Here is a 22,777-nt window from a genome sequence, read left to right on the forward strand (position 1 = left end):
CGAGCCTTATTTTTTTATAAGAAATCTACGCAACGATGATATTTAAAAAAGGGACAACATGAGTCACCAACACTTACTACATGACAGCGCCGATGAACTTGGCCCTATTCGCATTTTTGATGATGGTCAATATCGCATTTTGTCATTTGCTGATGGTGATGAGCAAAGCCGTATTCGTCTTTCTACTCCGCATATTTTACAGCATGAATATACCCAAGCCATGATATTGCCACTCTTATTCTGCGAACCCAAACGCGTCTGTATATTGGGGCTGGGGGGGAACCTTACTGAATGCGCTTTATCATACCGTTCCCGCTATTCACATCACCGCGGTTGAGCTGCGTCAAGAAGTCATGGATGCGGCCGAGATGTATTTCAAACTCCCCAGAGGCAAACGCATTAATCTAGAAGTGGCTAACGCCATTGATTACATAGCGGATGGCCTGCCTAAAAAAGTCGATGTATTAATGACCGATCTCTATAACACCGAAGGAATGGATTGTGCTGTCCTCCAAACAAGCTTCATTGAAAATTGTGCGAAGAACATCAAAGAAGATGGCTGGTTAGCGTTAAATTGCTGGATCGATCAAAAAAACAATCATGAATTAACCGCCATCATCAAACAACATTTTAATGACGTTCGAGCACTAGATACTGGCAGCGGCAACTGGGTTATTATCGCGGGCAAAAGAGTCGATAACAGTAACGCAAAAGAGCTCAAAGTCGCTGCACAAAGGCTCAGCGACAAAATGGGCTTTCAATTAACCAAATGGTTGTCTAGATTGTCGGAGATTTAGCTCTATAGCTATCAGTGTTCTCGAGGAACCAATAGTGATATTTGTCTTTTTAACACATAAAACAAAAATCACTTTTAAATAGAAATAGTTTTCATTTAAAATTAAATACATTCAACATGAATTATCTAGATGTCTATCGAAACTGTTTCCTATTTATACAACTAACGGCTCTCAACATGAAACAAAAAAAGTCTCATTTCACATATTAACATCTACATTGACAGCATTAGGCGCAACCTTATTCACCACCACGTCTTCGATTGTTTTTGCGAGTGGAGAGATAAATATTTACTCCGCTCGTAAAGAAGCTTTGATCGCTCCTGTGCTAGATGCTTATTCTAAAAAATATCGGGTGAATGTAAATCTAGTTACGGGTGACGCTGATGTATTATTAAATCGCTTAAAAGCCGAAGGTGATGCAAGCCCTGCTGATATTTTTATTACAGTCGATGCTGGACGGCTTGTTCGAGCAAAGGAAGCTGGCGTACTACAAAGCTTTGAGACTGACACGTTAAAGAAAGTGATACCAAATAATCTAAAAGATCCCGAAGGCTATTGGTATGGCCTATCACAACGTGCACGTATTATTTTTTATAATCCAAAAAAGGTCTCTGAATCTGAGCTTACTACTTATGAAGATTTAGCCAATCCAAAATGGAAAGGACGTTTGTGCACTCGTTCCTCTTCTAATATCTATAATCAGTCGTTAGTGGCTTCCATGATTGTCGCAAATGGTAAAGCCAAAACGTTAGAGTGGATCAAAGGATTTGTTAATAATTTATCTCGCCCTCCTTTTGGTGGCGATACTGATTTACTTAACGCTGTTTCAGTCGGTGTTTGTGATGTGACTCTAGCCAACTCTTATTACTATGGTCGACTGGGTCAAAGTGATGACGCCAAAGAACGTGAAATTTATAATTCTGTTGCACTTTTTTGGCCAAATCAGGGCAAAAACGAACGCGGTGCTCATGTCAATGTTAGTGGAATAGGTATAACTGCGTCCGCATCAAATCTTCGTAATGCAAGACGTTTAGTCGACTTCCTTACAAATGAAGAAAGTCAATCTTGGTATGCTCAAGCTAATACTGAGTACCCTGTTGTGGAAGGAATTGCGCCACCTAAAAGCTTGCAGCCATTTGGAGAGTTTAAAGCAGATTCCCTATCTCTTAGTGCTTTAGGAGAAAATAACAGATTGGCCGTAGAGCTAATGAATGAAGGCGGCTGGAAATAAAGTTACTAAATTTTTCGTTACAGAAATTTACTCAATAAGAAATGCCAGCCACCTTAATAAGTACGCTGGCATTTTTATAAATACGTAACGCAACCTGAACTAACGATGTTTGTATATGCTGGCGAGTCCAATATCTTCAATCGTTGCAGTTCCTGCTAACGACATGGCAACCTCTAATTCTTCTCGAAGAATACGCAACATATGCGCAACACCTGCAGCTCCAGCTACAGCCAAAGCATAAACCTGCGGCCGCCCAATTAACACTGCGTTTGCGCCAAGTGCAACCGCCTTGAAGACATCCGTGCCACGCTGCACACCGCCATCCATCAATACCGTGAACTCCCCTCCTACTGATTGACGAATAACTGGTAAAACATCAATGGCACTTGGTACACAATCTAATGTACGGCCGCCATGATTTGATACAACAACACCTTTTGCCCCGATAGACTTGGCTTTAATTGCATCAGCAGGATGTAATATGCCTTTTATCAACACCGGCAAGGATGTTTGCTTTATCAACCAAGCAATGTCTTTCCAAGTTGGCGCTTCACTCATCATCCCTTGAAAAATAATACTTTGATCTGGCGTGAAAGCATTGGAAGGCAAAGGCGGACGATTGATAAGATTCACCGCTGTTATTCCATCTGGTAAAACAAAGTTCGCTCTTTGTGCTCTATTACGAATACCGTGTATGGCTGAATCAACGGTGACGACTAAAGCCGAATAACCAGATTTTTCAGCACGACGAACCAACTCTACATTAAAGTCTCGATCCAGTTGCCAATACAACTGAAACCATTTTGGGCTGGTTAGTTTCTCACTAATACTCTCAACAGTGTGACTGGCTAATGTACTTACAATCATGCCAATTTCTAAGGCACTGGCAGCTCGCGCAGTGGCTATTTCCCCTTCTTCATGAGCCATGCATTGAAAAGCAACAGGCGCCAGCATAATAGGAGAACGCCAAAACTCACCGAGTATGGACGTCATAGTTGTACCATGAGTAACATCATTTAATACCCTCGGCCAAAGTTGAATAGCATCAAGCGCAGTTCGATTATGCTTGAGAGTGATTTCATCACCACCTCCCCCAAAAATATACTCATAAATATCATGAGGTAATACGTCTTTGGCAAGACGTTGATAATCAGCAACGCATAGAGCATCAATCGGAGTAATCGAAGTGGTCATTTAGGTATTCACATGTAGTCGAATTAAACGGTGGTATAAAGCACTTAGCGTAATCACTTGAGGATTATCTAAACCGTGATCAGCCCCTAATGTTTGGATGGTTTGATCTAGGTCAAATAAAATCTCACGCTGTTCATGATCTCGCACCATACTTTCAACCCAAAAAAACTTGCCAATCGTTGGCCTTTTGTCACAGGTAAAACCTGATGCAAACTGGTAGAAGGATATATAACCATATCACCAGCAAGCAGTTTTATTTGATGTTCCCCATACGTATCCTTAACACAAAGCTCGCCACCATCATAATCATCAGGGTTACTCAAGAAAACGGTCACCGACAAGTCTGTTCTTAATCGAATCGGCGTACCAGGAATAATTCTAATAGCATTATCAACATGCCAGCCATAATGACCACTGCTTTGATAACGATTAAACATTGGAGGAGAAATTTTTAATGGCAAGGCGGCAGACACAAACTTAGCGCTTTCAGATATCGCCTGCAATATATGATCGCCTAATTGTTGAGCCAACTTGCTCTCTGGATGAAGCTGCTGATTTTGTTTAACCTGAACTGATTGTTCACCTGCGCTACTTAAACCACTTTCCCAATCAGCAGAATTCAAATGTTGTCGATACTGTTTAAGTTCGTTATCAGACAAAACATTTGGAATAGTGATTACCATATTTTCCCTCAATAGAAACAAATAAACGCAATCAAGATTACTCCTGATTGCGTTGTAATTAGAACATAATAATAGTTATTAAAACTTATACTTTGCAGTCACGCTAGCAGAACGACCTTCTCCTAGGTAAGCAATACTTCCGCCACGGTAGATTGCCGTATAGTATTCTTTATCGGTTAAATTTTGCACGTTGGCTTGGATATCGAAATTTTTGCTCACTTCATACAGCGCAAAAACATCGTAAACAACATATGATGGCGTTCTAACAACAGTATCAGGATCTGTCCCCGCATCAGGTTGACCACCTAACATTTCACTTGAATAAGTTGCGATAGCACCAACAGCAAATTTCGGTGTAAACTGATATTTGAGCTGACCGTTAAAGCTACGCTCTGCAAAATTTGCTTTAGGTCGGCCGACATTGTCTTCATCAAAAGATTTTAGTGTTTTGGATTTCATTAACGCTAGTCCAACCTGACCACTCAAGTTATCTGTCACATTACCTGATAAACCGAATTCCACGCCATGCACTCGATTTTTCCCTGTGTTAAGAGAACCACCTGATGCATAAGAATCATTTCCCCCTCAATTACTTTGTCTTTAGTAATCTGAAATGCTGCAGCGGTAAGCAGTAACTTATGATCCATTAAGTTCCATTTTGTTCCCAGCTCCAAATTTGTGGATTGCTCTGGCTCTGCATTTTTATAATTACCATCAGAATCTAAACAAATGCCACCATAGCCACATTGACTAACCGCATCGACTTCTCCACCATTTATATTGGATGACGTAGACCATGATCCATATACATTACCGTGTTCCCATGGAGAGAAAACAACACCTAGATGACCATTCAAGAAACCATCATTGAACTCAACATTTGTTGCCCCCGTATTACCACGGAATAATACGTCAGCATCATAGTTAAAATAATCATAACGAACACCACCATGTACTTCCCAAGTATCCGATAATGTAATGGTATCCATAATGTAAGCAGACAATGTCTGCAGTTTTAAACTATTGGTTGCGTCATTTCTAGTAACAGAACCCTCCCATAAATTATTATTCGCATTATAAGGATCAAGTGTAAAAGAGTTCGTTTGATTTATTGTATAGCTACCCGTATCTGTCTTTTCATTTGCATACTCGACACCAGTAACAATACTGTTTTTCTTACCAAATAGTTCTGTGTCCCAGATAAAGTTTGTTTGGTTGCCAATATACTCATTCTCTTGCCAGCCAGAAAAACTTCTTATGCCTGTACCTCTTGCCATAGAGACAATGTACTCATTTACTGTTTCACCATAACGAGACTTGTTTTCGATACGAAAATCATCAGAAAGATAAGCGCTTATCTTTACTGTAGCTATGTCCGCTTCACTATTTTTAAAATCTAAACCATTTTGTCCTACGTAATCATATTTATTAAAACTGCCTGTTGATCGATTAAGTGCATGACCTACATCTTCTTTATCATCTGCACGGAAGTAGTAATAGTCAGCATTAATGGCAACATCTGAATTTGGTTCATAAACACCTGATAACAAAAAACCTTCATGTTGAGTTCCTGCAGGAGCCTCGATTAGGAACATCGGCTTCAGAGTAGAGAGCATTGAAACGCACCGCTACTTCGTCACTAACTACCTTGTTTGTATCAAGGGTATAGCGTTGTTTGTGATCAGTACCAAGAGTACCGCTAACGATAGAGAAGTCTTCATCGTAAGAGGGTTTCTTTGTCACAGAATTCACAGCGCCACCCGTCGTACCACGACCGCCAAATGTCGAGCTTGGGCCTTTGGATATTTCTACTTGTTCAAGTGCAAAGGTTTCACGTGAGATGGTTCCAGTGCTCACGCAAACCATCGGTATAGACATCACTGCGGGCTTCGTAACCACGAATAATATAACGATCGCCAAACGAGTTACCACCCTCACCCGTTCCTAGGGTAATACCCGGCTGTGCACTCAAAATACTTTCTAGGTCTGTTTTACCGGACTCTTCAATCGCATCTTTTGTTAACACAGTAATCGTTTTTGGTGTTTCAGCAATATCACGGGTGTATTTAGAATCAGACATCCTCTTGGCTTTATAAGGTGCACCTTGCTCACTATAAGGATTCGCATCACTCGCAAGTTCAGTATCCTCTATCAACAAAGTGTTTAGATTTTCCTCTTCCGCTTTTGCTTGATTAGATAACGAGGCAGATACAGCTAAAGCAATACCAGTTAACACCAATGGATGACGTTTCGCTTTCATTCTTGACTGATGAATATTAAGACTTTGATTCATATTAAGTAATTCCAAAAAAATTGACCGAATAATGCTTATGTAAATGATTTCGGTTATTATTTACATAAGCATTATTTAGTCAACTTATTTCTTACTAATTTGTACGAAATATGATTAATCTTACTTACAGAGGCTTCGAAAAATTGAATAATTCACCCAAGACGGATGAGCTTTAGTCTAGTAAGAACGCTAGCGTGTCAAAAAAACGCCGCCTATCCTTGTAAAAGATAAGCGGCGTTTTCTTTTTGCTAAAATCGCTTTTAAGCAGGAAAGGATACTTGATTAACTACCAAGCACACTACCCACCAACGCTTTTGCTTCGTTTTCAAGTTCAGCAAGGTGATCTTCTGATACAAAGCTTTCTAGATAGATTTTATACACGTTTTCTGTACCAGAAGGTCGAGCGGCAAACCAACCATTCTTAGTAGACACTTTCAGTCCACCAATGGCAGCACCATTGCCAGGTGCATGCGTCAATACAGACACAATGGCTTCACCCGCCAATTCGGTTTGCGTGACATTTTTTACATCCAACGCACCGAGTAGTGCTTTTTGTGCAGAAGTCGCAGCAACATCAATGCGTTTATAGAAAGGTTTACCATATTTAGCTACTTGCGCTTCATAAAGTGTCTGCGGATCCTTGCCAGTTACCGCTAAAATTTCAGCCGCCAGCAACGCCATAATGAAGCCGTCTTTATCGGTGGTCCAGACGGTCGCATCTTTACGAAGAAAGGATGCTCCGGCACTTTCTTCGCCTCCAAATGCCATCGTGCCTTCAAACATGCCATCAACATACCATTTAAAACCAACAGGCACTTCACAAAGTTGGCGCTCTAATCCATTTACCACACGATCAATCATGCCACTGGAGACCAGTGTTTTGCCAAATTGAACATCTTGTGGCCAATGTTTTCTGTGTTGCGATAAATATTCAATCGCAACGGCTAAATAGGCGTTCGGGTTCATTAAACCAGATTTGGCACAGACAATCCCATGGCGGTCATAATCTGGATCATTACCAACGGCAATATCAAACTCGTCTTTCAGCTTTAGCAGCCCTTGCATGGCATAAGGGGATGAACAGTCCATACGAATACGACCATCTTTGTCACGAGGTACAAAGCGAAACGTTGGATCAACCTCTTTATTCACGACAGTAATGTTCAAGGCGTATTTTTTGGCGATAGGCTCCCAGTAGTGAATACCTGACCCACCCATAGGGTCAACACCAATGCGAATCTTCGCATCTGCAATGGCTTTCATATCAATGACGTTTTCAAGATCGTCAACATAATGACTAATATAATCAAAAGGCTCAATCAAGCCACTGGCTTCAACTTCTTCTGGAGAGAAGCGTTTAACGCCTTGCAAGTCTGCTTCCAGTAACGCATTAGCGCGTTTTGCTACCCAATCGGTAATGTCTTTATCGGCTGGCCCACCTTTGCTGGAATTGTATTTAATACCGCCGTCTTCAGGCGGATTATGTGAAGGCGTAATGACAATCCCATCGCTGATATCGGACTGGGTCTTGTTATGGGTTAAGACTGCGCGAGAAATAACTGGCGTTGGCGTGTAGCCGCCGTTTAACTGTGTGCGAACGCGAACACCATTTGCGGTGAGCACGCTCACTGCAGTTTGAAACGCCGCTTCAGACAACGCATGCGTGTCTTTACCTAAGTATAAAGGACCAAAGATATTTTTAGAGAGTCGATATTCCGCAATCGCCTGGGCAATCGCAAAAATGTGATTTTCATTGAAACTGGTTAGTAAGGCACTGCCACGATGACCGGATGTACCAAAACTGACACGCTCATCTGGATGAGTCGCCACTCGAGGCTTTTTCAGGTAATAAGCTGACATGAGTTCAGGAAGATTGACCAGTAAATCGTGAGAAGCAAGCTGCCCTGCTTGTGGATGAATTGCCATATGTAAGATGCCCTATTAAGTCATGGAAACCAGTGCAATTAGTCTCTCTTATAATCAGATCTGTTTCAATGACTTAACCAAGGTATTACTTAACTTAGACAATTTATCCACGCATTGAAAAGAATAAGCAATCCGAAGCAAACACTAACGTTTACGAAGAATCAAACTGCCTATTGAATACCCCGCCCCAAATGAACAAATCACACCAATGTCGCCAGCCACTAAGTCCTCATGATATTTCGCAAAGGCAATAATCGAGTCCGCTGACGCCGTATTTGCGTATTCATCAAGCACCACTGGCGCTTCTTCAAGGGTGGCATCACGACCCAATAGACGCTTACTGATCAGCACATTCATATTGATATTCGCTTGATGTAACCACCAACGTTTTAACTGTGACACCTGAATGCCTTGACTATTCAGGTGGCCCTCAATGTGATCGGCCGCCATTGGACAAACCTCTTTAAATACTTTACGACCATTTTGATGAAATAGCTTATCCGCACCATAAGGGTCTTCATCAGTAACACGAGTGGTGTAGCCAAAATTAGAACGAATATTATTCGAAAAAGACGTAATGCATTTCGTACTTAGCACATCGAACGAGTGAGCTGACTGACAGGTTTCACTACTTTCTACAACGACAGCGGTTGCCACATCGCCAAAAATAAAGTGAGAATCCCGATCCATATAGTTTACTTGTGGAGACGTTAGTTCAGGGTTAATAACCAATACCCCTTTTGCCGTGCCCGCTTTGACCGCGTCCACCGCTCTTTGCAAACCAAATGTCGCAGCAGAACACGCTACTAACATATCAAAACCAAAGCCCTCTATGCCTAGTGCCGCTTGCACTTCGATGGCAATAGCGGGGTAAGAACGCTGAGTATAGGCACAAGACACTATCACCATATCGATGTCTGCGGCGGTTTTATTGGCTGCTTGGAGGGCTTTCTGGGCAGCGGCAATCGCCATTTCAGCTTGATGAGATAGCTGCTCGTCAGTACGAACTTCTAATACAGGGCGCATCCGGTGGATATCTAAAGCGCCTTCTTTGGAATAAACATAGCGACTTTTAATACCAGAGGCCTTCTCAATAAACGCAGCGCTAGATAAAGGCTTTGCTTCAATGTCGCCACGTTCAATATCTTGAGCGTGCTCAAGATTATACTTTTCAGCCCATGCGTTATAACTCGCGACAAGCTCTTCATTGCTAATAGAATGCATGGGGGTCCATAGACCCACCCCACTAATAACGGCGGAATAATTCATTTCGTATCCTTTTTATTGTTTTTAACAACAGTATAGAAGAGATTGTGAATCACATTATGGCGCCAGTCTACAAAATGTAATAACAATGGCAGCATATTATCCAGAATACTTATAATAGACTGGTTTTATAGCATGGCATTCTCAGTAAAATTCTCCCATACTGTTTCTCAATGATTGTTTTAATTGAAGAAACGCTGTTTTTATGTGATACATAGATCACTGGAATAAAACCATACAAAGTGGACTTTTATGACCAATAACAATGCATTAATTCTATCTGGCGGTGGTGCGCGTGCAGCCTATCAAGTAGGTGTACTCTCAGCCATGGGAAAAATACTGCCAAAACATACCGCTTTACCTTTTTCAATATTATGCGGCACCTCTGCTGGCGCATTGAACGCCACTATGCTGGCCTCCTATGCAGACAATTTTTCGAAAGCCGTTTCGACCTTAGCTTTTGTGTGGCGTCATTTAACTCCGGATCAAATCTATACCGTGGGACGCTGGCCTGTGGCCACGTCCCTCACAAAGACTTTATTATCCCTTTTTCATGTCCACAATAGCGAAACATCCATGGCATTGATGGACAATACGCCACTGAAAGAACTGCTCTCAAATCATTTAGACTTTTCTAAAATACACACTGCAATAGACAAACAACAACTAAGAGCATTAGCGATCACCGCTATGAGCTATAGCACAGGTGAATCGACTACTTTTTTTCAAGGACAAGCCGATATTCAAGGCTGGCAAGAAAAAAGACGCAAAGGCGTGATAGCGCGTTTAGGGGTGGACCACTTGTTAGCGTCCAGCGCCATTCCCACTATTTTTCCTGCTCATAAAATTCAAAATCATTATTACGGCGATGGCGCCATTCGCCAAAAATCGGCCATCTATCCTGCCCTTAAATTGGGAGCAAACAAGTTATTTATCATTGGCGTGAGCGGTAACCGCAGCGCCAAAAAATGGGCCGCACCGGATGAAGAGGTAGAGTCCAGCGCTCCCAGTATGGCACAAATACTAGGTCAGTTATTGAATAGCGCTTTTATTGATAATTTGGAAGACGATATCAACCAATTAGAGATCATGAATAGCCTTATTCGAGATCTACCTAAAGATAAACAAGCATTACATCAAAACCTTCCCACAGAGACGTTAATCATTTCTCCATCGGAAGAACTTAACGCCATAGCCCATCACTACATTAAGACGCTACCGAAAAATGTGCGTATCCTCTTAAAGGCGGCAGGCGGGTCGACTTCAGAGAAAATAAGCTCAGCAGCAAGCTACTTACTTTTCACGCCGCAATATTGCCGAGCCTTGATGGATTTGGGGTATCAGGATGCCATGTGGGAAAAGGATAGAATTATTGCTTTTTTTGAAGGACACGTTTAAATATTAACGTGTCTTTTATCGCTTATAGCGTCACTTGCCACCACCCATGAGGTGAGTCGCTGCATGTTTTTGGCGCCCAAAGAACTGCATAGCTCTATCTGCCCCTTTGGCTGAGAGGAGGAGTTCTGCAAAGCGTTCATTTGCTCAGGATAAGACGCTTCTAAACGCCGAATAAGTTGAGCGGTTACCCCCTCACTTGGCTCAATAATTTCGCATTCACTTCCTAAGGCCTGAACAAACAAATGCTTCACCAAAGGATAATGGGTACAAGCCAAAACCAACGTATCAATGTTTTGAGCTAGCATATCTTGGCTCAACACATTGATCGTCTGTTTGATTTTATCTTCTGTTTCAGGCCAGGCGTCGATATCAAACGCCAAGGTATCGCTGGACATAATCGATACTTGACTGTCCGACTTCCAAAGCCCAATCAATTGGTTCAAACGCGGACTTTGTGCTGTCACTGGCGTACCCAACACCGCCACTTTACGCTGCTTACTAATACGAAAAGCTGGTTTTACGGCAGGCTCAACGCCAATAATAGGCAATGACGTGCTCGCCCTTAACGCATCAATGGCAGCCACCGTTGCCGTATTACAAGCAACAACAATGGCAGACACTTTTTCATTTTCAAAAAACTGTCCTATTTTTATCAACCTTTCCTGCAATTGCGGGATGCTTTTACTGCCATAGGGCGCAAACGCATCATCGGCCAAATAGACCAAATCAAGATAAGGTTGTTTTTTATGTATCGCGTTGAGAATGGTTAAGCCCCCAGCGCCAGAATCAATCACCCCAACTTTCAACGTAATGACTCCGCGTTCATACTGTGATCAACCGAGATTGTCGAGGGCAATTGAACGGGTTCACGCTCTAGCTCAACACCATACAAATCCAAAACAGATTGTTTTATCTGTGCTTCTAGCGCCAATAAAGAATCCGCTGTGTCCTCCTGATAATTAACCAGCACCAGCGCCTGTTTATCATAGACACCAACCCCTTGGAATTGCTTTCCTTTCCAACCGGCTTGATCAATCATCCAACCAGCCGCCAATTTAAATCCTTGCTCAAAAGGAAATGAAACGAGCGAGGGAAAACGAGCGATTAACTCGCTATGTTTGGCCTGACTGACAATTGGATTTTTGAAAAAACTGCCAGCATTAGCCAGCACGGTTGGATCGGGCAATTTTTCATTGCGAACCTGACACACGGCGTTAAAAACATCTTTCAAGCTCGGCTGAGCTTGAACTCGGTCAGAGAGACCGCCATAACTTAACTGCAGTTGCCCCTGTTTTTTCAGTGATAACTCCACCGCCGTAATAATAAACACAGATTGCCATTTGCTTTTAAAATAACTGTCGCGATAAGCCAATCCACAGTCGCGAGCATTAATCCAGTAAACATCCCCAGACACGGTATTAATAACTTGAACTCGGGCCAATACATCTTTTATCTCAACCCCATAAGCACCGATATTTTGAACAGGAGCAGCCCCAACCGTTCCAGGGATGAGAGCCAAATTTTCAATACCAAACCACCCTTGAGTGACAACAAATTCGACCAGCTGATGCCAATTTTCACCCGCCGCAACCGTCAAACTCATCAAATTGCCACTGTGCTCTCTGGCATTGATACCAGACAATCGGTTAATAATGACCAACCCTGGCACATCGCCAGAAATAAGCAAATTACTACCACCGCCTATCATGGTGACATGGTGTTCCAAGCGATTCGCCCAAGCCAATAAGACTTTAAGCGTTTCAAGGCTGTCTGCAATAGCAAAATATTCCGCCTGATAAGCAAATCGGAACGTATTGTAAGCAGCCAAAGACATGTTTTTTTGGATGGAATCTTCAACGGTTTGTGTGAAAAAATCGCTGGTATTAAGTCGCATATTCATCGGCTGACAGAGTCTTCTCGTTTTAAAGTAAGGTGGTTCACAAACGCTTGTGCAATATTAGTAAGGTGCTGTCTCATTTCAATAAACCCGCTTTCATCGCCATAATAAGGATCCACCACTTCCCCAAAGGACACACTTGGATGAAACTCACCAAACAAAACCAAAGTGGCCCGACTGCGCTTAGGTTGAATTTTCTTAAGATTGGCTAAATTCTCTCTGTCCATGGCTAGAATCCAATCAAACTCATCGAAATCCGCCTTACTTACTTGTCTGGCTTTTTGTTGATCAATATGAATGCCAACTTGCTTTAATACAGCAATGGATCGAGGATCCGGTGGACTGCCAATGTGGTAAGCGGCTGTCCCAGCAGAATCGAGTTCCAAAAAGACGCTTTTACTTTCAGCGCTCAAGCTTTCTATGATGCCCTGTGCGGCTGGAGAACGACATATATTCCCCAAACACACGGTCAGCACTTTTTGCGATGTCATTTTGATGAACCTGACTCCAGTCTCTCGTCTGTTGTTAAAGTACGCGCTTCGGTTTCTAACAACACAGGAATACCATCACGAATGGGATACGCCATTCCACCAATCTTGCTGATCAGCTCAGTACCATCCTTACTCAAGGTAAGTGCCGCTTTCGTGACAGGGCAAACAAGTATGTCTAATAACGTTTTATTCATGGCTATGATCCAATTTTATAAGGTTGAGTTTTTCTAAAAAGCGCTGCTTAAAATGCTCTGGCAATACTAAAGAGACTGGCAAATACCAGACGTTTGAATTCTCTAGACCTAAGGACTGGCATTTCACAGCGTCTTTTTCCGTCATAATAACGGCACCATCAGATGGAATATCGTTAACATCAAACACGTGATGATCGGCAAACCATTGATGAGTAATGTTTTCTTTTTGCAGGCCGAGTCGCTCTAATGTTTCAATAAAACGCTCTGGATTACCAATACCCGCCATAATATGCCATTTTGCCTGATCCACAAATGCGTCAAGACAATCTACGCGTTTTGTGCCATCTAAAGACAGCAACATACTCGGCACCAAAGGTGCGACGGTAATAGGCAAATTCAGTTGATCGAGGGCATTCGTCATGTTGTCCGCCACACTGACAATAAAATCCACGTCTTTTAAACGGTCAATCGGTTCCCTTAACGGCCCGACGGGTAACAAATGGCCATTCCCCACCCCACGCTTTGCGTCTAGCATTGCGATTTCAATGTCTCTGTCTAATTGGTAATGTTGCATACCATCGTCGCTAACAATAATGTTTACATCTGTTGTTGCAAGAAGGTGTTTAACGGCTTCATCTCGTTTTGAGAATACCACCATAGGACAAGCCGTTCGACGAGCAAGCATAACAGGCTCATCACCAACGGCCTGAGCTGAACTGTCAGGATACACCCTAGTCGGCACTTTAAGCGTTACGCCATGTCCTCGGGAAACAATACCGGGTCGATAGCCTTGGGCGGACAACAGTTCACACAATGCCACAACCATGGGAGACTTCCCCGTACCGCCGACACTGATATTACCTACGATCACCACGGGAACAGGCGCTTTATAAGACCATTCAGGGTGTGCTAAAAAGCGTTGCCTTTTATTGAGTATCACTCTTCGAACAAGAGGCTGTAACGGCCGAAACACATTTGTCCAACCACAACGACCGTACCAAGAACGAGTAAATAAAGACTCTAAACTCACTGGATGGGCTTCTTTCTGTGCAGTATGAGCAAGTTTTGTAATACCGAGGCTTGCTGCCGCATCATACACCCTAAGCACCATGTCATAAGAGGCTTTTGCGTCAGCAGTAATAATAAGCGGACGAGTATAGTCGCCCTCACTGACTTCTTCTAATCCTTGTATTAATGTGCTCACTTTCTCATTAATGAGTGTTTGGCCATTGATAACATACTGACCATCCGCAGTAATGACCAACTCGACATTTTTAGCACGATCAGAACTAGGGGCATTTGAGGTGGCCGTTGGTAAGTCAATCGTCAACTCAGTACTTTGATTGAATGTCGTACTGACCATAAAGAAAATAAGCAATAAAAAAACGACGTCAATCAATGGTGTTAGATTGATTTGAACGTCATCTATTTTCTGACGACGAAACTTCACTGGGCGACTCCTGCTTTATCTCGATCGCCATGCAAAGCATCGACCAATTTTGTGGACTGCTGCTCCATTGTTACAACAAGTTCATCAATTCGACGACTGAAAAACCGATGGAAAATTAACGCTGGAATGGCCACACCTAAACCCGCCGCGGTGGTAAGCAATGCTTCAGAGATACCGCCTGCGAGTAACGCCGTATTTCCAGCCCCACTTTCCATCAAGACAGAAAAGACCTTAATCATACCAACCACTGTCCCTAGCAAACCTAACAATGGAGAAATGGCAGCAATGGTACCCAGAGTATTCATAAAGCGTTCTAACTCATGGATTACATGACTGGCGGCCTCTTGAACACTTTCTTTCATCGCATCTCGACCATGTTTAGAGTTTAAAAGTCCCGCGGCGAAAATAGACGCAAGACCTGTTTTCGCTTGCATAGAACGAATGTACTCAATGGTCATTCTGTCATCACGCAATCGCGCCATAACATCCGACAACAACCCTTTGGGGGCTACTCCTGACCTACGCAGCGTCCAAAATCGCTCAAGAATAATAGCCAGTGCAAGAATGGAACAGGCCAACAAAGGCCACATAAAAACACCACCAGTTTGAATAAAAGCTAACACTTCGCTCTCCAATTTTAGATTTGCTTGTAATTTAACACACTCTCTAACTTTTCTACACGCTTGCAAGTGTCAGATTTTAAGAGAAAAAAGTCATAAATACACAAAGAATGCCGCAACGAAACAGAACCATCATGAAAATAAAAAGCCAGTGATTCCCCAGCCGGAACCACCAACCAATTCACGCCCAAAGCGTCCAATATAATCTCGGTTTTAGACAGCCCTTCCTGATGCAAAACAACCCATTTCACATCATGATGCAGCAAAGCGTGTGGCGTGAGTTCTGCAGCAGGCTTTGGCGATAAAAAATACCCATCCTGAGCACGATTCAAGTATGAATCAAACCTTAATTTACTCAAATCAGAGCCCGCCCAAGTATCCACTAAGACCGGTGTTTCTTGATCCATCAATGCCAACGAATGGTGGTTGTTTACTATTGTTACATTGGCCTCAAATCCGTTAAAAAAGGTAGAGAAAAACAGAATCGCCCAAATACTTGTCGCCGCTATAAACCCACGTTTTAATGGACTTTGATACACCCATGCAATTAACAACGATAACATTATCCATCTTGGTAAATTCGACGAGAATGTGTCAAATGACAATACTGGCAACGAAAAAGCGACCCACTCGATGCCTAACATAAGGTAACCAAGCCCTATGTCTAACAGCGCGTAGCTATAACTCGATCCCAGCAACAACACTTCAGCACAAGAAAGCAGCCCCCATGGAAACCAGACAACGCCCGCAAGCGGAATGAGCAGAATATTGACTAAAATTGAAACGCTTGAAATAACCTCTTGCCAGCCAAGGATGAGCACCATCGATGCCGTGCTTAACATCACCTGAACCATCAATAGGCGTAGCAATTTTGTCGACGTCTGGCAGAACCCTATTAACAAATACACCATGCTAAACGACAGCCATAAACCAGGACTCAAAACAGCCCTTGGATCAAACAACAATACCAACCACAGCGCAAACGTAATGATGCTATAAGGAGACACTTTTAAAGCAAGCATGCGTGCGCACAAATACACACTTAGCATAATGGATGCCCTAACAACCGGTTCTCCCCAGCTTGTCACATAGGCATAAGCAAACAGCAAAGGAATCACAATAACAGCGTCACAATGCCAACGCGTCACCCCAGATAAAAGAATATTACGCGGCATGATCTGCCAAACCATCCGGCTTAGCATTCGACCAATAATAAACATAAAACCAGTATGCAACCCCGACACAACAAATAGATGAGCCAACCCAAGAGTACGCACAATCCAGGTGTCCCTTTGACTCCATAGGTCATCCTTTCCTAGTAATAACGCTTTAGTAAAACGCCAATAGTCAAAACGCTCCAAATGGTGATCAAGCTTAAACAATATCTGGTCTCTTAAGGAAACATCGGCTTGATGGAAGCGCTGTGGATCATAATGCTCAAACCGCAGGTTTAGCTGAGCTAACTGTCTTTGTATATAAAGATTTCGTTGCCACCAAGGGCCTGTTTTATCGGCCAATACAACCCCCGTAACAACGCCTTGATGCAATATGGCGTTTGGCTTTTGTGCGTTGTCACGGCTTGCGACTGATGCGCCATTAGAGTCGTAAAAAATAAGTGTAAAATCTTCTTGTACGAATCGCGAACCGTCTTCAGAAAAGTACATAATTTGAACACGCTGATTTCTAGAAAACGCCGCTTCATCAAAGGATGATGCTTGTTCGATAAGCACACTTTTCTTTTCAAAATCAATTGATACTTCGTCTCCCGCACTCACCGTAAGCATGGTTACCGCGGAAAACTCATTAAAAAGAACGGAAATAAAGGAGAGAAGTGTCAAAAACAAAACTATTAAACGCTTTGACCATATTAGGTAGAGACACACCAGAATGATATGCGTAGAATACAGCCACAAATAATGGCTCGGCACCAATATGGCGCCCATCAATATGGATAAACTACTTAGTAACACAAGACCTCCATGTCTTAAATTGCTAAATTATTTTTCACCTAATTATGCCAAAAAACTATCTTAAAAAATTCATACCAAATCCAGAAAAGCTGAAGCAGAGTAAAGCCCTTGGCTTATTAGGCGCTCAAATTTATGAAGCGAATTTATGGCACCTAAACCGTAAGTCCGTTGCTCGCGCTTTTTTTAATGGCCTATTCTGGGCATTTTTACCCATGCCTTTTCAGATGTTGGCTTCCGCTTTGCTCGCTATTCCCTTGCGTGCCAATATACCGCTATCGATTGCACTGGTTTGGATCACCAATCCACTGACTATGCCATTTGTCTTTTATTTCAACTATAAACTTGGGACCTTTATCCTTGGCGCTCATGACAAGAAAGACTTTCAACTTTCTGTTGAATGGATTTGGGACAAAATGGAACACATTTGGCTACCACTCTATGTTGGTTCAATCGTGTCCGGCGTGATTGTAGGTGCCATTAGCTACGCTTTAATCACCATATTATGGCGACTACACGTTGTAAAGCGCTGGAAAGAGCGCTCACAACGTAACCAATCTCAAAAATAGGCTTAAAAGCCAAGCCATTCATAAGCTTGGCTTTTAAGATTGAGAAAGGTTCTTAGAACACGGAACAATCGATCACTTTAATCTCTGTAACGTTCCCTTAGATAAGCGATAAGCAGAATCCATCCAGCTGAGCATTTTTTCATCGTGAGTAACGAGTAAAAATGCCATGTTATAAGTCACTTTCAACTCGTTAATCAAATTCTGAATCTCCAAGGAAGTGGTTTCATCCAAGTTCCCTGTTGGCTCATCCATCAACACACAAGCGGGCCTATTAGCCAGCGCTCGCGCAATAGCCACCCTCTGCCTTTCTCCACCAGACAGCTGTGAAGGTCTATGATTTAAGCGATCCTTCAGACCCACTTGAGCAAGTAATTCTTCACCACGCACTTTTGCTTCCTGCTTATTCATGCCCGCTATCCACATTGGCATTAGCACGTTTTCTAAAGCACTAAATTCCGCCAACAAATGGTGAAATTGATAAACAAAACCCATTTCACGATTGCGCATTTTGGCGCGCTTCGAGTCACTTATGCTAGACCAAGAAACTTGCGCAAGCTTGACCTCTCCTGTCGTTGCTAGGTCTAAACCCGCCAACAAATTCAATAAAGTTGTTTTCCCTGACCCCGATGCTCCAACAATGGCGCAGGCCTCCCCCTTATTCAAGGACAAATCGATGGAACGAAACACATCTACAACCTGCTTACCATCTTGGTACTGCTTGGAAAGCGCGTGACACTCTAGAACAATATTATTACTCATAGCGCAATGCCTCTGCCGGTTCCACTTTGGAAGCTCGCCAAGCGGGATAGATTGTCGCCGCAACCGTCATGATAAAAGCGGACACTACAATAAGTCTGACATCAGACCATTCTAGTTGCGAGGGTAAGTAGTTAATGAAATACACATCAGAATTCAAAAACTGAACGTTAAATAATGTCTGCACTGCTGCAATCAGATCACTGACGTTCAACGCTAGAGCCACTCCAGATATCACACCAATCACAGTACCTAACATCCCGATAAACATACCCTGAACAATAAACACCCACATCACTTGAGCAGATGTTAATCCCATCGTTCTTAAAATCGCAATATCATTACGCTTATCTGTGACAACCATAACCAGCGTAGACACAATGTTAAAAGCAGCGACAGCAACAATAAGAAGAAGCAGCAAGCCTATCATGGTCTTTTCCATCTGGATGGCTTGAAACAAATTTCCGTGCGTGCGAGTCCAATCACTGACTCTATTTTGTCCTGGTACGTCACGGGCAATGTCCCATATACGAACAGGTGCCACAAACAAATCATCAAAAGATATTCTTAACGCTTCTGCATCATCTTCATTGTAACGCTTAAGCTTGGCAGCATCTTTGATATTGATATAAGCCAAGCTACTGTCTAACTCAGCCCCAACCTCAAACGTACCAACAACCGTAAAACGTTTTAGAACCGGAGCCACACCAGCAATCGATACATTGGCTTTAGGTAAAATAGCTGTGACTTTATCCCCCACAGCCACACCGAGCATCTTTGCGAGCTGAGCACCTAAAACGATACCAAAACTGGTATCATCAAGTGCACTCAGTGAAGCCCGATGCCATATTGCTATCAATAATCGAGACCTTTTTTTCCATATTGGGATTAATCCCATTAAGAATGGCACCATGAACACTGTCGCCAGATTGAAACATTACCTGAGCTTGAATATGAGGCGCAACACCAATCACGTTGGGCATTTTTTCAACAAGCTTGGCCGTAGCTCGCCAATCATCGAGCACAGGAGTCCCCCATAATGTAGCATGAGGCACCATACCCAAGATGCGCTGACGCAACTCCCGATCAAAGCCATTCATTACTGACAAAACAGTAATAAGAACCATGACACCAAGAGCCAGACCAGCAATCGAGGAAAAGCTAATAAAAGAGATAAAATGATTGGAACGTTTTGCCCGGGCATAACGCAAGCCAATGGCAATAGGAAGGAAATTAATCAATGTATGTCCTTGCGCGGTAAAAATGGAGGAGCATGCCTCCTCCATTTTGAACTAAGTTACCAATACGCTTATGCGTCGAAATCGATACCTATACGACGACCTACATCTTCGTAAGCTTCGATTACGCCACCCAAGCCTTGACGGAAACGATCTTTATCTAATTTTTCTTTGGTTTTGGCATCCCACAAACGGCAGCCGTCAGGAGAAAACTCATCCCCTAACACAACCTCGCCTTTATATAGTCCAAATTCTAATTTGTAATCAACTAGAATCATGCCGCCTTCCGCAAAAATCGCTTTTAATACATCATTCACCTTGAATGTAAGCTCTTTCGCTTTGGCTAAGTCCGCGGCTTTCGCCCAACCAAATGATTCAACATGCGACTCATTGATCATTGGATCACCTAACGCATCATTCTTTAAGAACAACTCAAATGTTGGCGGTGTAAGCGTAATACCTTCTTCAACACCTAATCGACGACATAGGCTGCCAGCTGCGACATTTCGAACCACGCATTCGACTGGAATCATATCGAGACACTTAACCAGCGACTCGTTATCACTTAACAGTTTTTCAAAATGAGTTGGAATACCGGCTTCTTGTAATTTTGTCATGATGAATGCATTGAACTTATTGTTCACCATGCCTTTACGATCAAGCTGTTCTATTCTCTTACCATCAAAGGCAGAGGTATCATCACGAAACACTAGAACCATCTTGTCAGGATCATCTGTACGAAATACAGATTTTGCCTTACCTGCATACAGCTCTTGTCGTTTTTCCATTGGAGAGTCTCCGGTTTTCTTTTTGAGGGGTTAATCTTTAATTTACAAAACGTTGTGCCAAATGAAACGATACAACCTCTGGAAACGCCATCGAGGACACATCAATTACCAAAAAGTCACCTGCTTTTTGATGTGTGATTTTATAAGCGTACTCGCGCTCTTCCCAGCTTACGTCGTCTAAATCTCGACGAATTGTCTTAATGGATTCCAGCTTTTTTCCATTGCTTAGAGGAACGCTGAAATCAATGACATCACCCACTCGGGCCACGTCTTCTGGTCGCACAGGAGCAAGCATATTTTCAGCCCCTGGAATCAGATAAATATCCGCGGCATTTAACTTAGCTTCAATGTCCGCTTGAGAAACTTTATTGCCTAAATAAATGGCATACACGCCTTGATGATCGACCCAAACAGGAAAAGGAGAGGCATCATTACGGTTTGAAAGATACGCAGATGATTGGTTTAACTGACGACCAATTGTGCCCCACAAGCGTACAGCAACGGAATAAGCATCATTATTCTGAACAGGACTCATCCAGTCACTTGGCTCAACATCCTGTTGCACGTTGCGGAACTGGACACTCACCAAAGTTTTCTCGCCAGATTCGCTAAAGCGAAATGAGAAAGCCGTTTGCGCAGGGTGTAAACGAGTAATCTTGCTCCACAATGATGCCCACCATCCCTGCGGATGGAAGTCAAAAGGAATAGAAATAATGTGATCTTGTGTTTGTGATGCGATCGGGTCGCCCGCACCATTCAGAGCAGTCAAAAAATCCGCTACAATTCGCTTAGATTGCTCCATATTTGCTGGCACAGACAATTCAAATGCATCATCTTGCTCCATTACGCCAACATCAACCATTGGGTAGAAAACAAAAGGAGGCTCGCGGCGTCGTAAACGGCTTAGAGGCTTCCAAACTGGCAATTTTATCTTCATTCGGAATCACTAATACATCTTTTGACGGTATAGACCCTTCAGGCACAACCAAGGTTGTGGCGGTGGGGGTTCCATCTTGATAATCGTCAGAATGATCGGTCAAAAAAAGACTGCAACCAGACAATAAAATAGCTAATGAACTTGCGCTCATTAGCTGTAACGTGAATTTATTCATACTAATAAAACTCCAGCTTCTATCATAGCTTGTCTTACAGCGGCATGATGTTGCTCTGAAAGTGGGGTAAGAGGTAATCGAATTCCTTCTTCGCAGAGACCTAATTGGCTGCAAGCCCACTTAACGGGGATAGGATTAGATTCTAAAAACAAATTTTTATGAAGCGATGCAATCGTTGTGTCCACCGAATGCGCCTGATCAGCTTTTCCCGCTAAAGCGAGTTCAGCGGCTTTAGCAACGGCTCTTGGAGCAACGTTGGCGGTTACGGAAATATTGCCTTTTCCACCCAAAAGCATTAGCGAAACCGCGGTAGCATCATCACCAGAGTACACGGCAAAATGCTCTGGCAAAGCATTAATCAAGGCTTCGCCGCGTTCAAGGTTACCTGTAGCATCCTTGATACCCACAATATTATTAACAGAAGCAAGGCGAACAACTGTCTCATTTTGCATATCACAGGCGGTACGACCTGGTACATTATATAGAATTTGTGGAATATTAACTGCCTCAGCAATGGCCTTGAAATGCTGATACAGACCTTCCTGAGTCGGTTTGTTGTAATACGGTGTAACAAGCAAACAGGCATCAGCCCCCGCCTCTTTGGCACGACGTGTAAGGTCAATTGCTTCATGTGTAGCATTAGCACCTGTACCAGCAATAACAGGAACTCGACCATTAACAGTCTTAACAACCTGACGAATCACATTGGCATGTTCTTCTGGTGTTAGAGTCGAAGACTCACCCGTTGTCCCTACCGCTACAATACCGTGAGTACCCTCATTAATATGAAACTCTATAAGATCATCTAATTTTTTGGTATCTACAGCGCCATCTGGTGACATAGGAGTGATAAGCGCAACTAAACTACCTGTGATCATTTCGAGTCTCCGATAAAATTATAAGCGCG

The 22,777-nt window shown here is 42.9% G+C and carries 26 protein-coding genes and 1 pseudogene; 5 read left to right on the forward strand and 22 right to left on the reverse strand.

Annotated elements, in window-relative coordinates; translation table 11 throughout:
- Nucleotides 1-58: 58 nt before the first annotated feature.
- The 3 genes from AC0L6V_RS05790 to AC0L6V_RS05800 all read left to right on the forward strand — a co-directional run bounded on the left by AC0L6V_RS05790 (nt 59) and on the right by AC0L6V_RS05800 (nt 2,028).
- On the forward strand, nt 59-337 hold the full coding sequence (locus tag AC0L6V_RS05790) for a polyamine aminopropyltransferase (RefSeq protein WP_418138835.1): 279 nt from the start codon (nt 59-61) through the stop codon (nt 335-337).
- 1 nt (nt 338) lies between these two features.
- Nucleotides 339-797: a spermidine synthase gene (locus AC0L6V_RS05795; protein WP_418139071.1), complete on the forward strand. Its 459-nt coding sequence runs from the start codon at nt 339-341 to the stop codon at nt 795-797.
- A gap of 217 nt (nt 798-1,014) precedes the next feature.
- Nucleotides 1,015-2,028 (forward strand): extracellular solute-binding protein, encoded by a 1,014-nt coding sequence (locus AC0L6V_RS05800; RefSeq protein ID WP_265221077.1) that lies wholly within the window; start codon nt 1,015-1,017, stop codon nt 2,026-2,028.
- Between the two features lie 99 nt (nt 2,029-2,127).
- Here the strand turns inward: AC0L6V_RS05800 and AC0L6V_RS05805 are convergent, their stop codons facing one another.
- The 9 genes from AC0L6V_RS05805 to AC0L6V_RS05845 all read right to left on the reverse strand — a co-directional run bounded on the left by AC0L6V_RS05805 (nt 2,128) and on the right by AC0L6V_RS05845 (nt 9,393).
- Entirely contained in the window at nt 2,128-3,222 is a 1,095-nt protein-coding gene (locus tag AC0L6V_RS05805; RefSeq protein ID WP_418138836.1) for an alpha-hydroxy acid oxidase, read from the reverse strand.
- Nucleotides 3,223-3,372 (reverse strand): hypothetical protein, encoded by a 150-nt coding sequence (locus tag AC0L6V_RS05810; protein ID WP_346433256.1) that lies wholly within the window; start codon nt 3,370-3,372, stop codon nt 3,223-3,225.
- Complete coding sequence (locus tag AC0L6V_RS05815) at nt 3,330-3,905, reverse strand: Fe2+-dependent dioxygenase (protein WP_265221075.1); 576 nt, start codon at nt 3,903-3,905, stop codon at nt 3,330-3,332. Before AC0L6V_RS05815 ends, AC0L6V_RS05810 begins: the two co-directional genes overlap by 43 nt.
- 78 nt (nt 3,906-3,983) lie before the next feature.
- The gene (locus AC0L6V_RS05820; protein WP_418138837.1) at nt 3,984-4,427 is read right to left on the reverse strand and encodes a TonB-dependent receptor domain-containing protein; all 444 of its coding nucleotides are present in this window, start codon (nt 4,425-4,427) and stop codon (nt 3,984-3,986) included.
- Nucleotides 4,400-5,455 carry a TonB-dependent receptor gene (locus AC0L6V_RS05825; protein ID WP_418138838.1) on the reverse strand — a complete coding sequence of 352 codons (1,056 nt, stop codon included), beginning with the start codon at nt 5,453-5,455 and terminating at the stop codon, nt 4,400-4,402. The genes AC0L6V_RS05820 and AC0L6V_RS05825 overlap by 28 nt, the downstream gene beginning before the upstream one ends.
- Before the next feature lie 7 nt (nt 5,456-5,462).
- A complete protein-coding gene (locus tag AC0L6V_RS05830) occupies nt 5,463-5,762 on the reverse strand; it encodes a hypothetical protein (protein ID WP_418138839.1) in 300 nt (99 codons plus the stop codon).
- Complete coding sequence (locus AC0L6V_RS05835; protein WP_418138840.1) at nt 5,737-6,198, reverse strand: TonB-dependent receptor plug domain-containing protein; 462 nt, start codon at nt 6,196-6,198, stop codon at nt 5,737-5,739. Before AC0L6V_RS05835 ends, AC0L6V_RS05830 begins: the two co-directional genes overlap by 26 nt.
- 282 nt (nt 6,199-6,480) lie before the next feature.
- Nucleotides 6,481-8,124 carry a phosphoglucomutase (alpha-D-glucose-1,6-bisphosphate-dependent) gene (gene pgm / locus AC0L6V_RS05840; RefSeq protein WP_265221073.1) on the reverse strand — a complete coding sequence of 548 codons (1,644 nt, stop codon included), beginning with the start codon at nt 8,122-8,124 and terminating at the stop codon, nt 6,481-6,483.
- A gap of 144 nt (nt 8,125-8,268) precedes the next feature.
- The gene (locus tag AC0L6V_RS05845) at nt 8,269-9,393 is read right to left on the reverse strand and encodes a beta-ketoacyl-ACP synthase III (protein WP_265221072.1); all 1,125 of its coding nucleotides are present in this window, start codon (nt 9,391-9,393) and stop codon (nt 8,269-8,271) included.
- Between the two features lie 249 nt (nt 9,394-9,642).
- Here AC0L6V_RS05845 and AC0L6V_RS05850 point away from each other — a divergent pair, with 249 nt between their 5' ends.
- Nucleotides 9,643-10,788 (forward strand): patatin-like phospholipase family protein, encoded by a 1,146-nt coding sequence (locus tag AC0L6V_RS05850; RefSeq protein WP_111607771.1) that lies wholly within the window; start codon nt 9,643-9,645, stop codon nt 10,786-10,788.
- On the opposite strand, the gene murI is transcribed toward AC0L6V_RS05850, so the two are convergent.
- From murI to AC0L6V_RS05885, 7 genes are read right to left on the reverse strand one after another with little or no spacing between them, the layout of a single operon-like run.
- Nucleotides 10,785-11,594 carry a glutamate racemase gene (gene murI, locus AC0L6V_RS05855; RefSeq protein ID WP_111607772.1) on the reverse strand — a complete coding sequence of 270 codons (810 nt, stop codon included), beginning with the start codon at nt 11,592-11,594 and terminating at the stop codon, nt 10,785-10,787. The two genes, AC0L6V_RS05850 and murI, sit on opposite strands and share 4 nt — an antisense overlap.
- Entirely contained in the window at nt 11,591-12,682 is a 1,092-nt protein-coding gene (gene murB, locus AC0L6V_RS05860; RefSeq protein ID WP_265221067.1) for a UDP-N-acetylmuramate dehydrogenase, read from the reverse strand. The genes murI and murB overlap by 4 nt, the downstream gene beginning before the upstream one ends.
- Before the next feature lie 2 nt (nt 12,683-12,684).
- On the reverse strand, nt 12,685-13,176 hold the full coding sequence (locus AC0L6V_RS05865) for a low molecular weight protein-tyrosine-phosphatase (protein ID WP_265221066.1): 492 nt from the start codon (nt 13,174-13,176) through the stop codon (nt 12,685-12,687).
- Nucleotides 13,173-13,370, reverse strand: coding sequence for a Trm112 family protein (locus tag AC0L6V_RS05870; protein ID WP_111607775.1), 198 nt, complete (start codon nt 13,368-13,370; stop codon nt 13,173-13,175). The genes AC0L6V_RS05865 and AC0L6V_RS05870 overlap by 4 nt, the downstream gene beginning before the upstream one ends.
- The gene (gene lpxK / locus AC0L6V_RS05875; RefSeq protein ID WP_265221065.1) at nt 13,363-14,820 is read right to left on the reverse strand and encodes a tetraacyldisaccharide 4'-kinase; all 1,458 of its coding nucleotides are present in this window, start codon (nt 14,818-14,820) and stop codon (nt 13,363-13,365) included. The genes AC0L6V_RS05870 and lpxK overlap by 8 nt, the downstream gene beginning before the upstream one ends.
- Complete coding sequence (locus tag AC0L6V_RS05880) at nt 14,817-15,443, reverse strand: MotA/TolQ/ExbB proton channel family protein (RefSeq protein WP_265221064.1); 627 nt, start codon at nt 15,441-15,443, stop codon at nt 14,817-14,819. The genes lpxK and AC0L6V_RS05880 overlap by 4 nt, the downstream gene beginning before the upstream one ends.
- Before the next feature lie 14 nt (nt 15,444-15,457).
- On the reverse strand, nt 15,458-17,278 hold the full coding sequence (locus AC0L6V_RS05885) for a ComEC/Rec2 family competence protein (RefSeq protein WP_418138841.1): 1,821 nt from the start codon (nt 17,276-17,278) through the stop codon (nt 15,458-15,460).
- Nucleotides 17,279-17,454: 176 nt separating this feature from the next.
- On the opposite strand from AC0L6V_RS05885, the gene AC0L6V_RS05890 reads away from it, so the two are divergent.
- On the forward strand, nt 17,455-17,976 hold the full coding sequence (locus tag AC0L6V_RS05890) for a DUF2062 domain-containing protein (RefSeq protein WP_265221062.1): 522 nt from the start codon (nt 17,455-17,457) through the stop codon (nt 17,974-17,976).
- Between the two features lie 72 nt (nt 17,977-18,048).
- Here the strand turns inward: AC0L6V_RS05890 and AC0L6V_RS05895 are convergent, their stop codons facing one another.
- The 6 genes and pseudogenes from AC0L6V_RS05895 to dapA form a co-directional block, all read right to left on the reverse strand.
- On the reverse strand, nt 18,049-18,735 hold the full coding sequence (locus tag AC0L6V_RS05895) for an ABC transporter ATP-binding protein (RefSeq protein ID WP_265221061.1): 687 nt from the start codon (nt 18,733-18,735) through the stop codon (nt 18,049-18,051).
- Nucleotides 18,728-19,973, reverse strand: a pseudogene (locus tag AC0L6V_RS05900) (lipoprotein-releasing ABC transporter permease subunit). The gene AC0L6V_RS05895 and the pseudogene AC0L6V_RS05900 overlap by 8 nt, the downstream one beginning before the upstream one ends.
- Before the next feature lie 68 nt (nt 19,974-20,041).
- Nucleotides 20,042-20,758, reverse strand: a complete 717-nt coding sequence (gene purC, locus AC0L6V_RS05905; protein WP_265221060.1) for a phosphoribosylaminoimidazolesuccinocarboxamide synthase — start codon at nt 20,756-20,758, stop codon at nt 20,042-20,044.
- A gap of 37 nt (nt 20,759-20,795) precedes the next feature.
- Complete coding sequence (locus AC0L6V_RS05910; RefSeq protein ID WP_418138842.1) at nt 20,796-21,695, reverse strand: hypothetical protein; 900 nt, start codon at nt 21,693-21,695, stop codon at nt 20,796-20,798.
- On the reverse strand, nt 21,613-21,870 hold the full coding sequence (locus tag AC0L6V_RS05915; protein WP_418138843.1) for a hypothetical protein: 258 nt from the start codon (nt 21,868-21,870) through the stop codon (nt 21,613-21,615). The genes AC0L6V_RS05910 and AC0L6V_RS05915 overlap by 83 nt, the downstream gene beginning before the upstream one ends.
- Entirely contained in the window at nt 21,867-22,748 is an 882-nt protein-coding gene (gene dapA / locus AC0L6V_RS05920; RefSeq protein ID WP_265221057.1) for a 4-hydroxy-tetrahydrodipicolinate synthase, read from the reverse strand. Before dapA ends, AC0L6V_RS05915 begins: the two co-directional genes overlap by 4 nt.
- Nucleotides 22,749-22,777: the final 29 nt, after the last annotated feature.

This window comes from Marinomonas sp. G8-14, from assembly GCF_055808935.1.

Bases quoted from the DNA above. Each gene is read 5' to 3' on its own strand.
- AC0L6V_RS05790 (WP_418138835.1), top strand. From the start codon at position 59: ATGAGTCACCAACACTTACTACATGACAGCGCCGATGAACTTGGCCCT.
- AC0L6V_RS05805 (WP_418138836.1), bottom strand. From the start codon at position 3,222: ATGACCACTTCGATTACTCCGATTGATGCTCTATGCGTTGCTGATTAT.
- AC0L6V_RS05810 (WP_346433256.1), bottom strand. From the start codon at position 3,372: ATGGTGCGAGATCATGAACAGCGTGAGATTTTATTTGACCTAGATCAA.
- AC0L6V_RS05815 (WP_265221075.1), bottom strand. From the start codon at position 3,905: ATGGTAATCACTATTCCAAATGTTTTGTCTGATAACGAACTTAAACAG.
- AC0L6V_RS05835 (WP_418138840.1), bottom strand. From the start codon at position 6,198: ATGAATCAAAGTCTTAATATTCATCAGTCAAGAATGAAAGCGAAACGT.
- pgm (WP_265221073.1), bottom strand. From the start codon at position 8,124: ATGGCAATTCATCCACAAGCAGGGCAGCTTGCTTCTCACGATTTACTG.
- AC0L6V_RS05845 (WP_265221072.1), bottom strand. From the start codon at position 9,393: ATGAATTATTCCGCCGTTATTAGTGGGGTGGGTCTATGGACCCCCATG.
- AC0L6V_RS05850 (WP_111607771.1), top strand. From the start codon at position 9,643: ATGACCAATAACAATGCATTAATTCTATCTGGCGGTGGTGCGCGTGCA.
- murB (WP_265221067.1), bottom strand. From the start codon at position 12,682: ATGCGACTTAATACCAGCGATTTTTTCACACAAACCGTTGAAGATTCC.
- AC0L6V_RS05865 (WP_265221066.1), bottom strand. From the start codon at position 13,176: ATGACATCGCAAAAAGTGCTGACCGTGTGTTTGGGGAATATATGTCGT.
- AC0L6V_RS05870 (WP_111607775.1), bottom strand. From the start codon at position 13,370: ATGAATAAAACGTTATTAGACATACTTGTTTGCCCTGTCACGAAAGCG.
- AC0L6V_RS05890 (WP_265221062.1), top strand. From the start codon at position 17,455: ATGCCAAAAAACTATCTTAAAAAATTCATACCAAATCCAGAAAAGCTG.
- AC0L6V_RS05895 (WP_265221061.1), bottom strand. From the start codon at position 18,735: ATGAGTAATAATATTGTTCTAGAGTGTCACGCGCTTTCCAAGCAGTAC.
- purC (WP_265221060.1), bottom strand. From the start codon at position 20,758: ATGGAAAAACGACAAGAGCTGTATGCAGGTAAGGCAAAATCTGTATTT.
- AC0L6V_RS05910 (WP_418138842.1), bottom strand. From the start codon at position 21,695: ATGAAGATAAAATTGCCAGTTTGGAAGCCTCTAAGCCGTTTACGACGC.
- AC0L6V_RS05915 (WP_418138843.1), bottom strand. From the start codon at position 21,870: ATGAATAAATTCACGTTACAGCTAATGAGCGCAAGTTCATTAGCTATT.
- dapA (WP_265221057.1), bottom strand. From the start codon at position 22,748: ATGATCACAGGTAGTTTAGTTGCGCTTATCACTCCTATGTCACCAGAT.